Source organism: Ponticaulis profundi (assembly GCF_042659465.1).
Classification (GTDB): Bacteria; Pseudomonadota; Alphaproteobacteria; order Caulobacterales; family Hyphomonadaceae; genus Ponticaulis; species Ponticaulis profundi.
In genome coordinates this window covers 429815-443106 of record NZ_JBHSSW010000066.1, presented here as the reverse complement: position 1 = coordinate 443106, position 13292 = coordinate 429815, and the positions used below count along the sequence as shown (strand labels likewise).

13 protein-coding genes are annotated in these 13292 nt (G+C 53.5%); 5 read left to right on the top strand and 8 right to left on the bottom strand.

Annotated elements, in window-relative coordinates:
* Window positions 1-5: 5 nt before the first annotated feature.
* From ACFQDM_RS18040 to tpiA, 8 genes are all read right to left on the bottom strand, one after another.
* Complete coding sequence (locus ACFQDM_RS18040; RefSeq protein ID WP_377381724.1) at window positions 6-1400, bottom strand: pyruvate dehydrogenase complex E1 component subunit beta; 1395 nt, start codon at window positions 1398-1400, stop codon at window positions 6-8.
* Window positions 1400-2407: a pyruvate dehydrogenase (acetyl-transferring) E1 component subunit alpha gene (gene pdhA / locus ACFQDM_RS18035; protein ID WP_377381722.1), complete on the bottom strand. Its 1008-nt coding sequence runs from the start codon at window positions 2405-2407 to the stop codon at window positions 1400-1402. Before pdhA ends, ACFQDM_RS18040 begins: the two co-directional genes overlap by 1 nt.
* A gap of 31 nt (window positions 2408-2438) precedes the next feature.
* Window positions 2439-2780: an FtsB family cell division protein gene (locus ACFQDM_RS18030; RefSeq protein WP_377381720.1), complete on the bottom strand. Its 342-nt coding sequence runs from the start codon at window positions 2778-2780 to the stop codon at window positions 2439-2441.
* Window positions 2781-2831: 51 nt separating this feature from the next.
* Window positions 2832-4109 (bottom strand): phosphopyruvate hydratase, encoded by a 1278-nt coding sequence (eno, locus tag ACFQDM_RS18025; protein ID WP_377381717.1) that lies wholly within the window; start codon window positions 4107-4109, stop codon window positions 2832-2834.
* A gap of 40 nt (window positions 4110-4149) precedes the next feature.
* Window positions 4150-4332: a 50S ribosomal protein L32 gene (rpmF, locus tag ACFQDM_RS18020; protein WP_377381714.1), complete on the bottom strand. Its 183-nt coding sequence runs from the start codon at window positions 4330-4332 to the stop codon at window positions 4150-4152.
* A 116-nt stretch (window positions 4333-4448) separates the two neighbouring features.
* A complete protein-coding gene (locus ACFQDM_RS18015) occupies window positions 4449-6080 on the bottom strand; it encodes a CTP synthase (RefSeq protein WP_377381711.1) in 1632 nt (543 codons plus the stop codon).
* Between the two features lie 65 nt (window positions 6081-6145).
* The gene (gene secG, locus ACFQDM_RS18010) at window positions 6146-6574 is read right to left on the bottom strand and encodes a preprotein translocase subunit SecG (RefSeq protein ID WP_377381709.1); all 429 of its coding nucleotides are present in this window, start codon (window positions 6572-6574) and stop codon (window positions 6146-6148) included.
* A gap of 97 nt (window positions 6575-6671) precedes the next feature.
* Window positions 6672-7412 (bottom strand): triose-phosphate isomerase, encoded by a 741-nt coding sequence (tpiA, locus tag ACFQDM_RS18005; RefSeq protein WP_377381706.1) that lies wholly within the window; start codon window positions 7410-7412, stop codon window positions 6672-6674.
* 99 nt (window positions 7413-7511) lie between these two features.
* Here tpiA and ACFQDM_RS18000 point away from each other — a divergent pair, with 99 nt between their 5' ends.
* From ACFQDM_RS18000 to trpC, 5 genes are read left to right on the top strand one after another with little or no spacing between them, the layout of a single operon-like run.
* Window positions 7512-9413, top strand: coding sequence for a peptidylprolyl isomerase (locus tag ACFQDM_RS18000; RefSeq protein ID WP_377381703.1), 1902 nt, complete (start codon window positions 7512-7514; stop codon window positions 9411-9413).
* Window positions 9410-10858 (top strand): anthranilate synthase component I, encoded by a 1449-nt coding sequence (gene trpE / locus ACFQDM_RS17995; protein WP_377381700.1) that lies wholly within the window; start codon window positions 9410-9412, stop codon window positions 10856-10858. Before ACFQDM_RS18000 ends, trpE begins: the two co-directional genes overlap by 4 nt.
* The gene (locus tag ACFQDM_RS17990) at window positions 10855-11427 is read left to right on the top strand and encodes an anthranilate synthase component II (protein ID WP_377381697.1); all 573 of its coding nucleotides are present in this window, start codon (window positions 10855-10857) and stop codon (window positions 11425-11427) included. Before trpE ends, ACFQDM_RS17990 begins: the two co-directional genes overlap by 4 nt.
* Window positions 11427-12464 carry an anthranilate phosphoribosyltransferase gene (gene trpD, locus ACFQDM_RS17985; protein WP_377381694.1) on the top strand — a complete coding sequence of 346 codons (1038 nt, stop codon included), beginning with the start codon at window positions 11427-11429 and terminating at the stop codon, window positions 12462-12464. The genes ACFQDM_RS17990 and trpD overlap by 1 nt, the downstream gene beginning before the upstream one ends.
* Window positions 12464-13261, top strand: coding sequence for an indole-3-glycerol phosphate synthase TrpC (gene trpC / locus ACFQDM_RS17980; RefSeq protein WP_377381692.1), 798 nt, complete (start codon window positions 12464-12466; stop codon window positions 13259-13261). Before trpD ends, trpC begins: the two co-directional genes overlap by 1 nt.
* The last annotated feature ends 31 nt before the right edge of the window (window positions 13262-13292 follow it).

Below are 13292 nucleotides of genomic sequence, written 5' to 3'. Positions count from 1 at the left end.
TCCTCCTAAAGACCTTCGCAGACAGCGCGGGCGGCTTCCAGAATGTCTTCGACACCCGGCAATGAGAGCTTCTCAAGATTTTCCGCATACGGCAGCGGAACGTCTTTCTGGTGAACCCGCACAGGTGGTGCATCCAGATAATCGAAAGCTTCGTTGACAACGGTCGCGGCGATTTCGGCCCCGACGCCCATAAAGCGCCAGCCTTCTTCGCAACAGACAAGACGGTTTGTCTTTTTCACGCTCTCAACGACCGTATCGGTGTCCAATGGACGAAGCGTGCGAAGGTCGATGACCTCGGCGTCAATGCCTTCGTCGGCAAGGATTTCTGCAGCTTGCAGTGCAAATCCGACCATGCGGGAGTGAGCGACCAGCGTCACATCGCTACCTTCGCGTTTGATCTTCGCTTTGCCGATGGGCAGGATCCAGTCATCAAGCTCCGGAACATCGAAACTCTCACCGTAAAGCATCTCATGCTCGAGAAAGACGACCGGGTTTGGATCTCGAATAGCGGCTTTCAAGAGCCCCTTAGCGTCCGCGGCATCATATGGGGCAACCACTTTAAGCCCTGGCACGTGTGCGTACCAGGCTGAGTAATCCTGGCTGTGTTGTGCGCCGACGCGTGAAGCCGCGCCGTTCGGGCCACGGAATACGATCGAGCAACCCATTTGCCCGCCAGACATGTAGAGCGTCTTGGCCGCAGAGTTGATGATTTGGTCAATCGCCTGCATGGCGAAGTTGAACGTCATGAACTCGACGATTGGTTTCAGTTTTCCGAAGGCTGCACCAACGCCAAGGCCGGCAAACCCGTGCTCTGTGATAGGTGTATCAACCACACGCTTGCCACCAAACTCCTGAAGCAATTCGCGTGTGACTTTATAAGCGCCCTGATATTCGGCAACTTCCTCGCCCATGACGAAAACAGTCTCGTCACGTCGCATTTCTTCAGCCATCGCATCACGAAGTGCGTCGCGCACGGCAGTTGATTTGAAAGTCGTGCCCTCCGGCACGTCAGGTTCAATCAGCTTTGACGCGTGCGGCGGTTCAACCGACTGGCTTTGTTCTGAACTGTTAGAAGCTTCTTCCGTTTGCTCGTCGTCAGAAGGCTCAGGTTTAGACGACTCATCCTGTTTTGGCGCGTCCACTGCCGACGCATCTTCGCCTTCTTCTGCGAGCATAGCGATGACGCTGTTCACTTTGACATTCTCTGTTCCAGCTGGGATCAGAATTTTCGCCAAAACGCCTTCATCGACAGCCTCGACTTCCATGGTCGCTTTGTCGGTTTCAATCTCGGCGATGACGTCACCGGACTGAATTTCGTCGCCTTCATTTTTCAGCCATTTCGAAAGCGTGCCTTCTTCCATTGTTGGAGACAGCGCGGGCATCAAAATCTCAATCGCCATTATGCGTTCTCCGTCTCAACAAGCACATCCGTCCAGAGTTCGGACGGGTCAGGCAGTGGGCTTTCTTGTGCAAAGTCGACCGATTTTCCAACAATCGCTTTGATCTCTTTATCGAGTTCCTTCAGTTCAGCCTCAGTCGCTTCCTCAGCTTCGAGAAGTTGCTTTTTCAAACCATCAATGGGGTCATGGTGAGAGCGGATGTCGTCAACTTCTTCACGTTTGCGGTATTTGGCCGGGTCAGACATGGAGTGTCCGCGATAGCGATAAGTTTTCATTTCGAGGATAAACGGACCTTTGCCGGAGCGTGCATGCTCAACGGCTTTCTGTCCGGCCTCGCGAACTTTGAGAACATCCATGCCATCGACTTCCATGCCTTCGATTTCGAAGGAGATGCCGCGCTTATAGAGTTCTGTCTCGGAAGCATGGCGAGCCACGCTGGTACCCATGGCGTACATATTGTTTTCGATGATGTAGATGGCAGGCAGTTTCCAGAGCGAAGCCATGTTGAAGGCTTCATAAACCTGCCCCTGGTTCGCAGCGCCGTCGCCGAAATATGTCAGGCTGACTTTGTTGTTTTCGCGATACTTGTTCGAGAATGCCAAACCTGTGCCGATCGGTACCTGTGCACCAACAATGCCGTGCCCGCCGTAAAAGTCTTTCTCACGAGAGAACATGTGCATTGAGCCACCCTTACCTTTTGAATAGCCGCCCTCGCGACCGGTAAGCTCAGCCATAACGCCATCAGGATCCATTCCGCAGGCCAGCATGTGACCGTGATCACGATAGCCCGTCACGACCTGGTCACCATCCTCTATGCAGCTTTGCATGCCAACTACGACAGCTTCCTGTCCGATGTAGAGATGGCAGAAACCAGCGATGAGGCCTCGGCCATAAAGCTGGCCCGCTTTTTCTTCAAATCGCCGGATAAGGAGCATGTCCTTATAAAACTTCAGTTTGTCTTCTGTGGAGACAGAAGCAGGTTTTGTCGTCTTGGTAGATTTGCTCAAACCCAATCTCCCTATTTGGGAGAAATATAAGTCAAAAACGAGAATTGCTAAGGGTAAATAGGTCTTCGTTTTCGGGTAGCTGCGCTGACGTAGCGGGTGGTTCTAGCAGATATTCGTCCTGATAGACGAAATGAAACTGAAGACGCGCCAGCTCCTCAAGGTAGTCTTCGTCCAGAGATTCGTCGTAAAGACGCTGAACTTTATCTCGTAAATCGGACTGTTCAACCTTAAGGGCTTCGAACTTCGCTTCGAGCTCACTTTCACGCAATTGCATCTCAGACCAGCTTGAAAGCCCCTGCTTTCCCGCGACCGCATGGTAAGACAAATAGGATATGGCGCCGATCAGCGCGATCCCAACTGGTCCGATTCTCATCCTTATGGCCTCCGCAATCCCGAAGGATTGCAGAAGCCGCTTAGGAAAGCGTTAACCGGCTTTGATCGTGCCCATGCCAGCATACATGCCTTGCTCGTCCAGTTCTTCTTCAATGCGAATGAGCTGGTTGTATTTCGCCAGTCGGTCAGAACGTGCAAGTGAGCCAGTTTTAATCTGACCGCAATTCGTAGCGACAGCCAGATCAGCAATGGTCGTATCCTCAGTTTCGCCTGAGCGGTGAGACATGACGGCAGAGTAAGAGTTGCGCTGTGCCAGCGCGACGGCGTCGAGGGTTTCTGTGAGCGTGCCGATCTGATTCACTTTGACCAGAATGGAGTTTGCTGCGCCTTTTTCGAGGCCCATTGCAAGGCGCTTCGGATTGGTGACGAAAAGGTCGTCGCCGACGAGCTGGCACTTATTGCCAACTGCTTGTGTCAGAGCGACCCAGCCTTCCCAGTCGTCTTCAGCCATGCCGTCTTCGATAGATACGATCGGATATTTTGCGACCAGATCTTCGAGGTAGCGTGCCATTTCTTCAGAGCCGAGCGTCTTGCCCTCGCCAGCCAGCGTGTATTTGCCTTTTGAGAAAAACTCCGTAGATGCCACATCAAGCGCAAGCACGCATTCTTCGCCTGGCGTGTAGCCAGCTTTCTCAATCGATTTCAGAATGAAGCTGATCGCGTCTTCTGTTGACGAAAGGTTTGGCGCGAAGCCGCCTTCATCACCTACATTGGTGTTGTGTCCTTCAGCCTGAAGAGATTTCTTCAGAGAGTGGAAAACCTCAGCGCCCATGCGCACCGCTTCAGAAAGGCTTGATGCGCCGACAGGCATGATCATGAATTCCTGAACATCGATCGGGTTATCAGCATGCTCGCCGCCATTGATGATGTTCATCATTGGTGTCGGCAGAATGCAGGCATTGGCGCCGCCTACATAGCGATAGAGAGGGAGACCGGCAGCCTCAGCTGCAGCATGTGCGTTCGCAAGCGAGACACCGAGAAGCGCATTCGCGCCGAGGCGAGACTTGTTCTCGGTTCCGTCGAGTTCGATCAGGGTCAAATCAAGACGACGCTGATCTTCTGCTTCCATGCCAGAAATTGCGTGGAAAATCTCGCTGTTTACAGCTTCCACGGCTTTGCGCACACCTTTGCCGCCATAACGATCGCCGCCATCGCGAAGTTCGTGTGCTTCGTGCAGGCCGGTAGAAGCACCGGAAGGAACAGCAGCTCGGCCGAGCGATCCGTCTTCCAGTGTGACTTCTACTTCAACAGTCGGATTGCCCCGGCTGTCCAGGATCTCTCGTGCATAGATATCGACGATTTCAGTCATTGTGGTCCCTCATTAAAAATTTCTGAGAGACCTAATGGACCTAGTCGTCTTTTGGTTCAAGCACTTGTCGACCACGATACATACCTGTTTTCAGGTCGATGTGGTGTGGACGGCGCAGTTCACCAGAATCTGCGTCTTCGATGTAAGTGTTCACAGGCAGACGATCGTGAGAGCGACGCATGTTGCGCTTGGACGGTGTCGTCTTTCGCTTAGGAACAGCCATGATAAAATTCCCAAAATTCGTACGATGGGCCGTCAGGCCCGGAAACCAAAGCGCGCTTAATACACTTTGGAGCAAAAACTTCAAGCCATCTCTTGTGTAGAAGGCAGATTTTCCGATCAGACCAACCGGCTGTACTTCATGGATGCATGAATGAAGCTGGCAAACAGCGGATGCGGTTCGAATGGTCGAGATTTCAGTTCCGGGTGGAACTGCACGCCGACAAACCATGGATGGTTCGGCAATTCAACAATTTCCGGCAGACGACCATCTGGTGAGAGTCCGGAAATTGAGATGTTTGCGGCTTCGAGCGCATCCTTGAAGTTTACGTTCACCTCATACCGGTGACGGTGACGTTCGCTGATGTCGAGCGTGCCATAGGCTTCTGCAACCTTGCTGCCTTCTTTCAGGCGTGCGGGATATGCGCCCAGGCGCATCGTTCCGCCAAGATCACCATCCTGCGACCGTGATTCGACGGCGTTCCCACGTGCCCACTCCTCAATGAAGCCGACCATAGGGATGTCTGGATTCTGAAACTCTGTGGTCCCTGCCCCCTTGAGGCCCGCAACATTCTGCGCAAGCTCAATCGTCGCGAGCTGCATGCCGAAGCAAATGCCAAAACACGGTATCTTGTTCTCTCGGGCAAAACGCGCAGCCCGCATAATCCCGATGGCGCCGCGTTCACCGAAACCACCAGGAAGAATGATGCCGTGATATTCGTCCAGAACGGACAGGTCAGCGTTCTCCGCATCGAGCGGCGTTGAATCGATCAGCGTGGTTTTGACTTTCACCTGATTCGCCAGACCGCCATGCTGGAGCGCTTCCAGTACAGATTTATAGGCATCCGGAAGGACGGTGTACTTGCCCACAAGCGCAATACGCACTTCGCCGTCTGGCTTGCGCAGACGTGCGGAAATGTCGTTCCATTTTTCGAGATCGGGCGCAGGAGCGCCGGTCATACGAAAATGGTGCAGGACTTCGCGGTCGAGGCCCTGCGAGTGATACTCGAGTGGGGCTTCGTAGATGAAATCGACATCGCGCGCTTCGATGACACTCTCCTGTCGGACGTTACAGAACAGTGCAATCTTGCGCTTTTCATCTGACGGAATTGGGCGGTCACAACGACACAAAAGAATGTCTGGCTGAATACCGATCGAACGCAACTCTTTCACTGAGTGCTGCGTTGGCTTGGTCTTCATTTCGCCTGCGCTTGGAATGTATGGCAGGAGCGTCAGATGGATAAAGACCGCCTTATCTGGGCCGAGCTCCTGGCCGAGCTGACGGATTGCTTCGAAGAATGGAAGGCCTTCGATATCACCGACTGTGCCGCCGATTTCACACAATACGAAATCAACATCCTCGACTTCGCTCAGAACGAAGTTCTTGATGGCGTCTGTAACATGCGGAATGACCTGAATGGTCGCCCCCAGAAAATCGCCGCGACGCTCTTTCTCCAGAATCGTCTGATAGATTCGACCGGTCGTTACATTATCGGATTGTCTGGCGGAAACGCCCGTGAACCGCTCATAGTGGCCTAGATCGAGGTCAGTCTCGGCGCCGTCTTCCGTCACATAGACTTCGCCATGCTGATATGGCGACATAGTGCCAGGATCGACATTGAGGTAAGGGTCAAGCTTGCGCAGCCTTACCCGATAACCGCGCGCCTGGAGCAGAGCTCCCAGCGCCGCTGAGGCAATGCCTTTCCCAAGGGAAGAAACCACGCCGCCCGTAATGAAAATATATCGCGTCATGGACACTCAGGATGTTCAGATTCGTTGAGCGAAGCGAGCGAAAAGCGTTCGCTCGCGATGATAGTTTATTGTTCCGGTGTCGTTTCCGGCGCCGGAGTCGTTTCCGTCTGTGGTGCAGGATCAAGGTCAGACGGAGCTTCGGTTGCGGGTGCTGATGATTCATCAAGGTCGCTTGCTGGCGGCAAGGCGGGCCCGATATCTGATGGTAGATCGAGGTCGGAAGCGTCTTCCGCCGCTGCTGCGTCACCCAGCGAACTTGTGCTTTGATTGCTGCGTGTTGCGATCGTGGTGAGGATGAGGCTCGTTGCAACGAAAACGCCGGCAAGGATCATGGTAATGCGTGTCAGCATGGATGCAGCACCGCGACCTGATACGAGGCCGCCGCCACCGCCGCCGCCAATGCCGAGAGCGCCGCCTTCTGAACGCTGAAGCAGCACCACACAAATCAGTGCGATACATGTCAGGATATGAACGACCAGTAGAACGTTTTCCATGATTTCCTGCTTTCCTCGGAACCGAAGCGGCTTCCGTTACTACCCGAAGGTGGTTTCGCCAAGCCCTAGTCGCAAGAACTTACCTAAAAACTATCGCTCAGGCGCGAATAATTCCCAGAAAATCTGCTGCTTTCAGGCTCGCGCCACCAACCAGTGCGCCGTTCACATTCGAGACAGTGAGGATTTCACCTGCATTGCCTGGTTTCACTGAACCGCCATAGAGAAGACGAATCTCGTCTGCGTTCGCGATCCCCATATTCGTGAGGGTTGCGCGAATATGGTTGTGAGCCTCCTCGATATCGCTCAGTTCAGGTACGAGCCCCGTGCCAATCGCCCATACGGGTTCATATGCGACGACCATTTTGGTGCCGTCGAGATCCGTTGGGACCGAGTTTTCTACCTGCTCGGTCAGGACCTTCAAAGTGTTCCCGGATTCACGTTCGGACTGCGTTTCACCAATGCAGATGATTGGCAGAACATTGGCGCGTGTCAGCGCGTAGGCTTTGGCCTTCACCTCATCATTCGTTTCGCCGTGATCCGTGCGTCGTTCAGAGTGCCCGACAATGCCGAATGCGCACCCTAGGTCGGCTAGCATCTCAGCACTGATGTCACCTGTGTGGGCGCCAGATTCGTTTGTGTGGCAGTCCTGACCGCCATACTGCACAGCTGTGCCGGTCAGTTTTTCTTCGAAAACCGCGATCAGCGTTGCGGGTGGACAGATTAAAACATCGCAATCTGCAGATTGCTCAGAAAGGCTCTTGGCGACAGTCTCTGCTTCGCTCACGGCTGCTTTCAAGCCGTTCATTTTCCAGTTTCCGGCAATCAAACGCTTTGGCATGTTCTCGTTCCATCTTGAATGTGACCGTAATCCCGCCTAGCAAGCCATTCTTGAGCGTGCAAGAATTCAAAACGCGATTGTCCTGAAAGCCGAGAAAGTATGCTGACTGTATTTCGAAATCTTATCCGATCCAAAGTTGCTTTGGTCCTGATTGGTCTTCTTATCCTCAGTTTGGCGGTTTGGGGCATTACTGACATCTTCAAACCGGGGCTTGGTGCGAGCCTTGTGAAAGCTGGAAATCGCACCGTCGAAGTGTCGGATGTGGACCGGTACGCGAACAACTTTGTTCGCTCACAGCAAAATCAGGGCAATGATGTCACGAAACAAGATCTGGTTCAAAGCGGACGCCTGGACCAGATCATCAATCTTCTCGCTGATCGGCAGTTGACAGCGGCATATTTCGACAAGCTCGGCATTAGCGCCAGCGACAAGGCGGCGACGCAGCTTGTTCGATCCATGGACGCAGCGAGAAACGAGATCACCGGTGAGTTCGACGTCGATACGTTCCGTAATCTCATCGCGCAGCAAGGCTATTCGGAAACCCAGTTCGAGCGTGCGATTCTGGATGATTTGACGTTTGATCTCGTTGAGAATGGTATCAGTGCGGCACTTCAGCCGTCTGATGCGATCTCCGACCTCTGGAACATTTATCAGGCGGAAGCGCGCAATATCGCTTTCTTCATCACGACTCCTGAAGATCTTCCAGAAGCGGTCGATCCTCCAACGGATGAGGAGCTGGAAGCGTTTTATGCCGAAAGTGAAGCCGCGCTAACCGAGCCTGAACGCCGCCAGTTTTCTGTGATCGCTCTCAATGAAACTGATTTCTATCATCAGGTGACAATCGATGATGCTGACCTCCGCAATGAGTATGAAGCGCAGCAACGTCGCTTTTCATTACCGGGAACAAGAACATACGAAGTTGCCCGGTTTGACGATCCGGACCGTGCGCGTCAGGCGCTTGGTCCACTGCTGGGCGGAAATGACTTCGCCTCCGTTGTAACCGATGGGGCTGCGCGCGTTGAAGCGCCCGTCACCAGCGAACAGTCCGAAATTTCTGATCAGGCGCTGGCGCAGGCTGTGTTCCAATCTCCTGTGAATGTGTGGAGCGGGCCAGTACAGGCGCTGGACGGTCGCTGGGCACTTTTCCGTGTTACCGAGGAAGAAGCAGGTGAAGCCATTCCATTCGAAGACGTGAAGGAAGAGATTCGTCGAGAGCTCACCTCGTCGCGCGCGCAACGCATGCTCACACGTGCCATTGATGACATTGACGATGCTGTCGGTGCAGGCTTGAAGGTCGAGGAGATGGCCGACATTCTGGGCTCTCCGGTATTCACCTACCCGCCCGTTGATCAGCGCGGCCGCACGAAAGACGGCATGCTCATTCGCAATCTGTCTACTCTCGAGGGTGCGCTGGAGTATGGCTTCCAACTTTTCCCGAATGAGACAAGCGACCGACGCGAAGGTGAAGGAACACAGTATGTTATCCAGCTCGATAAAATCGTTGAGCCGCGCATTCCTGAACTTGATGAGATTCGCGAAGAACTCCGTAATGCGCTTCAAATACGCCGGACTCAGGAAGCTTTTGCTGAATTTGTCGAAGGTATTCAGGAGCGGATCGATTCCGGTGCGTCTTCTCTAACGGTTGAGGCGGAAGCGCTTGATCGCTCGGTGGAGCGTCCGCCTCAGGCTATTACGCGCCAATCAGGCGCAGCGCTTGGCTTCTCCCAAAGCGCAGTCGGGCAGATTTTTAGTGCGAAACTCGATGAAGCATTTGCTGCGCCATTGCAGTCCGGGCTTCTGATCGGGACTGTTGAGGCCATTCAGGTTCCGGACGCACAGGCTTTGGAAAATATGCGCTCTGAAACGCGCGCCAATCTCGTTCCGGTCATCAGCAATGACTTGCTTCGGGGGCTGTCGAGCGAAGCTGAGAAAAATATTGATTACGAGATCAACTCTCAGATGATTGAAACGTATCTCTCAGAGCTTCAGGTAACGGAATGACCAAACCTAAAGCGCGATTGATTACACGTCGGCGGATCGCAGATACCGAAACGCCGATCAGCGCCCTGTTGAAACTGGGGGCGAATGAACCAGGCCATTTCCTGTTTGAGTCCATTCATGGCGGGCATCAACTGGGACGGTATTCGTTTATTGGCGTGAAGCCGGATTTGTGGTGGCGCGTCAATGAAGGGATTGCTGAGACGAGTTCGGACGCGACCTTCACTCAAATATTATCTCGCTCTGATCAACCGCTCGATGACCTTGACCGGTTTGCGAATGAAGCTCGCGCTGAAAGTGATGAAGACCTTCCCCCAATGGCCTCGGGTGCGTTTGGATATCTGGGCTATGACATGGTTCGTTATTTCGAGCCTGTCGGGAAAAAGCCACCTTCTGACTTTGAGGTTCCGGAAGCGCTTCTCGTCCGACCAAAGGTCGTTCTGATCTTTGACCACCTTCACCAGGAACTCATTCTTGTGGGCGCTGTGCGACTTGATGGAGAGCCTACGGTCGAAGAGGCACGAACGAATGCTGCTCTTGATGAAGTCGAAGAGGCGCTTGATCGGCCTACGCCAGCAACGCCTCGCGGTCAGAGCGAGCGATCGTTAGCGTTTGAGTCCAATAAAAGCCTCGATGCTTATCATGACATCGTGGAAAGTGCTCGGCGTTATATTCGCGCTGGAGATATCTTCCAGGTTGTCCCAAGCCAGCGATTTACGGCAAATTACCCTTATTCATCTTTGGCTTTCTATCGCTCTCTGCGCGCGCTCAATCCGTCTGCCTTCATGTTTCACATGCGATTTGGTGACACGCAGCTGGTTGGCTCAAGCCCTGAAATTCTGGTGCGTGTCAGAGATGGCCGCATGTCGGTTCGACCAATTGCAGGAACACGCCCGCGGTCCGATGATAAGGCCGAAAATCTTCGTCGACAGCAGGATTTGCTGAGTGATGAGAAAGAATGTGCAGAGCATTTGATGCTGTTGGACCTTGGCCGGAATGACGTAGGGCGCGTTTGTGAATACGGCAGTGTTGAAGTGACCGAATCGTTCGTTGTTGAACACTATAGTCACGTCATGCACATCGTATCTCAGGTTGAAGGAAACCTTCGGGCGGACAAGACTTTGAAAGACGCACTTATGGCTGGCTTTCCTGCTGGTACAGTTTCTGGCGCGCCGAAAATTCGCGCTATGCAGATCATTGATGAACTGGAAGGCAATTCTCGCGGCGTTTATGGAGGCGCGGTGGGATATTTTGGCTGGAAAGGTGATCTCGACACCTGCATCGCGCTTAGAACAGCCGTGCTTCAGAATGGACAACTGCATATTCAGGCTGGTGGCGGTGTCGTTCTCGATAGCGATCCGGAATACGAATACCAGGAGACCATGCACAAGTCTCAGGCTCTGAAACGTGCCGCTGAAATGGCTAGCCGTTATGAGGGGAACCGATGATCCTGCTCATCGATAACTATGACAGCTTCACCTACAATCTGGCGCACTATCTTGCAGATGTTGGGGCCGAGCTGAAAGTCGTTCGAAACGACGAATTGACGGTTGAAGAAGCGCTGGCGCTGAAACCGGAGGGAGTGGTGCTTTCTCCAGGGCCGTGTACGCCGAACGAAGCTGGAATTTGCGTCGAGTTCGTGAAACAAGCCCCTAAAGACTTACCCATTCTGGGTGTCTGTCTGGGACATCAGTCAATCGGTCAGGCAGAAGGCGGTGAGATCGTTACCGCACGTGAGATTCGCCACGGCAAACTGAGCACAATCACGAATTATGGCGGTGGCGTTTTGGCTGGTCTGCCTAAATCGTTCGAAGTTGTGCGCTATCATTCGCTGGCGATTGATCCTCCAAGCCTGCCTTCAACGCTCATCGCGGATGCTGTCACTGACGATGGAGAAATCATGGGTGTTCATCACCGTGATCGTCCCGTCTTTGGCGTTCAGTTTCATCCGGAAAGCATCAAGACAGAGCACGGCCATGCAATGCTTGAGAACTTCATGAAAGTGGTGCGCTCGTGATGGAAGAGAAAGCAATTTCCCAAGCCATTAAGGCAATTGCCCGCCACGAGGAATTATCAGTCAGTTTTCTGGAGCGATCATTCACGGAAATTCTGACCGGTCAGTCTGCGCCAGAACACATAGCGGCCTTCCTGATGGGGCTTGCAGTCAGGGGCGAGACAAGCGCTGAATTGCTCGCCGGGGCGCGTGTTATGCGTGAGAACGCACGCACGATCGAACTCGATGGCGATGTGCTCGATACATGCGGAACCGGTGGTCTGGGCTGGACTAGTCTAAATACATCGACTGCAAGCGCGTTAGTGATTGCAGCGTGCGGCGGAAAAGTTGCTAAACATGGTAATAGATCGGTTCCCCCTAAAACGGGCTCAGCTGATGTACTGGAAGCTTTGGGCGTTGAGTTGGAGCCTGATGAGCAGACATTCCGTGCCTGTCTGGATGAGGCAGGCGTTGGATTTTTGTTCGCGCGAAGCCACCACTCCGCTATGCGCTTTGTGGCGCCAATTCGAGCGAGCCTCGGCATACGTACCGTATTTAATATGCTCGGTCCTCTTTCCAATCCGGCCTCGGCAACACACCAGATTTTGGGCGTTTTTGACGACCAATGGCTTCGACCAATGGCGGAAACGCTGAGGGACCTCGGCGTAAAACGCGCCTGGGTCGTGCATGGCGTTCACGATGGCGATCGCGCCATTGATGAACTGTCCATTGCGGGTGAGACGAAGGTCATTGAAGTGGAGCGCGGCCAACTTCGGGAGTTCTCACTGTATCCCAAGGATGTTGGCCTTTCGGCTTCTCCGCTCAGTTCGCTGCAAGGCGGAACGCCTGAATACAACGCTGAACAGATAAGAGACCTGCTTTCAGGAGTAGCAGGGCCATTCCGGGATGCTGTTGCTCTAAATGCAGGTGCTGGTCTTCATTTGCTGGACTTGGCATCCTCGCTTGAGGAGGGAATGTCCCAAGCACTTGCGTGCATCGATGATGGCCGTGCGAAAGCCTGTCTGGAAACACTTGTTCGGGTTTCAGGAGGTCAGTCGTGATGGCTACGGCTCTTGATCGAATAATCGAATACAAGCGTGATGAAGTCGCGGTGCTCAAGGCGCAGACAACTGTGGCTGAGCTTGAGGCTAGAGCTTCTGCGCAAGAATCTCCTCGAGGGTTTGATGCACGCCTTCGGGAGATCGCCAGCGCCGGCCAGAACGCTCTGATTTGTGAGATGAAGCGCAAAAGTCCGTCTGCCGGGGATATTCTACCAGGCGCCGACCCGCTTCAGATCGTTCGTGAGTACGAAAACGGCGGTGCGGCTTGTCTGTCTGTCCTGACTGATTTTCCGAGCTTTGGCGGTACGCTTGAAGATTTAGAGACCATCCGTAGCGCGGTTTCTATGCCAATCCTGCGAAAAGATTTTATGATCGATCCGATCCAGATTGTCGAAGCGCGTGCTTACGGCGCTGACTGTATTCTCGTTATCCTTTCGGCGCTCGACGATGGCTTGGCGCGCGAGCTTATTGCGACGGCGGTCTCATTCGGGATGGATGTTCTGACGGAGGTTCATGATTCAAGGGAGCTTGATCGCGCTATTGCGCTTGATGCGTCCTTGATTGGCGTGAACAATCGGGACCTCAAAGCGATGAAGACAGATCTTGGCGTGTCAGAGGTGCTTGCCAGGCATGCGCCGGAGTTGGAGATGGTATCTGAAAGCGGTGTCCGTGATTCAGAGGATATCAAACGACTGCGGCAGTCCGGTTTTCGGCGATTTCTTATCGGCGAAAGCCTGATGAAGGAAACAGATCGTGAATCAGCGGTACATGCCTTAGTAAATGCTGGAACAGATTGACGTATTGATCGAACGGATGTAGAACAAAACG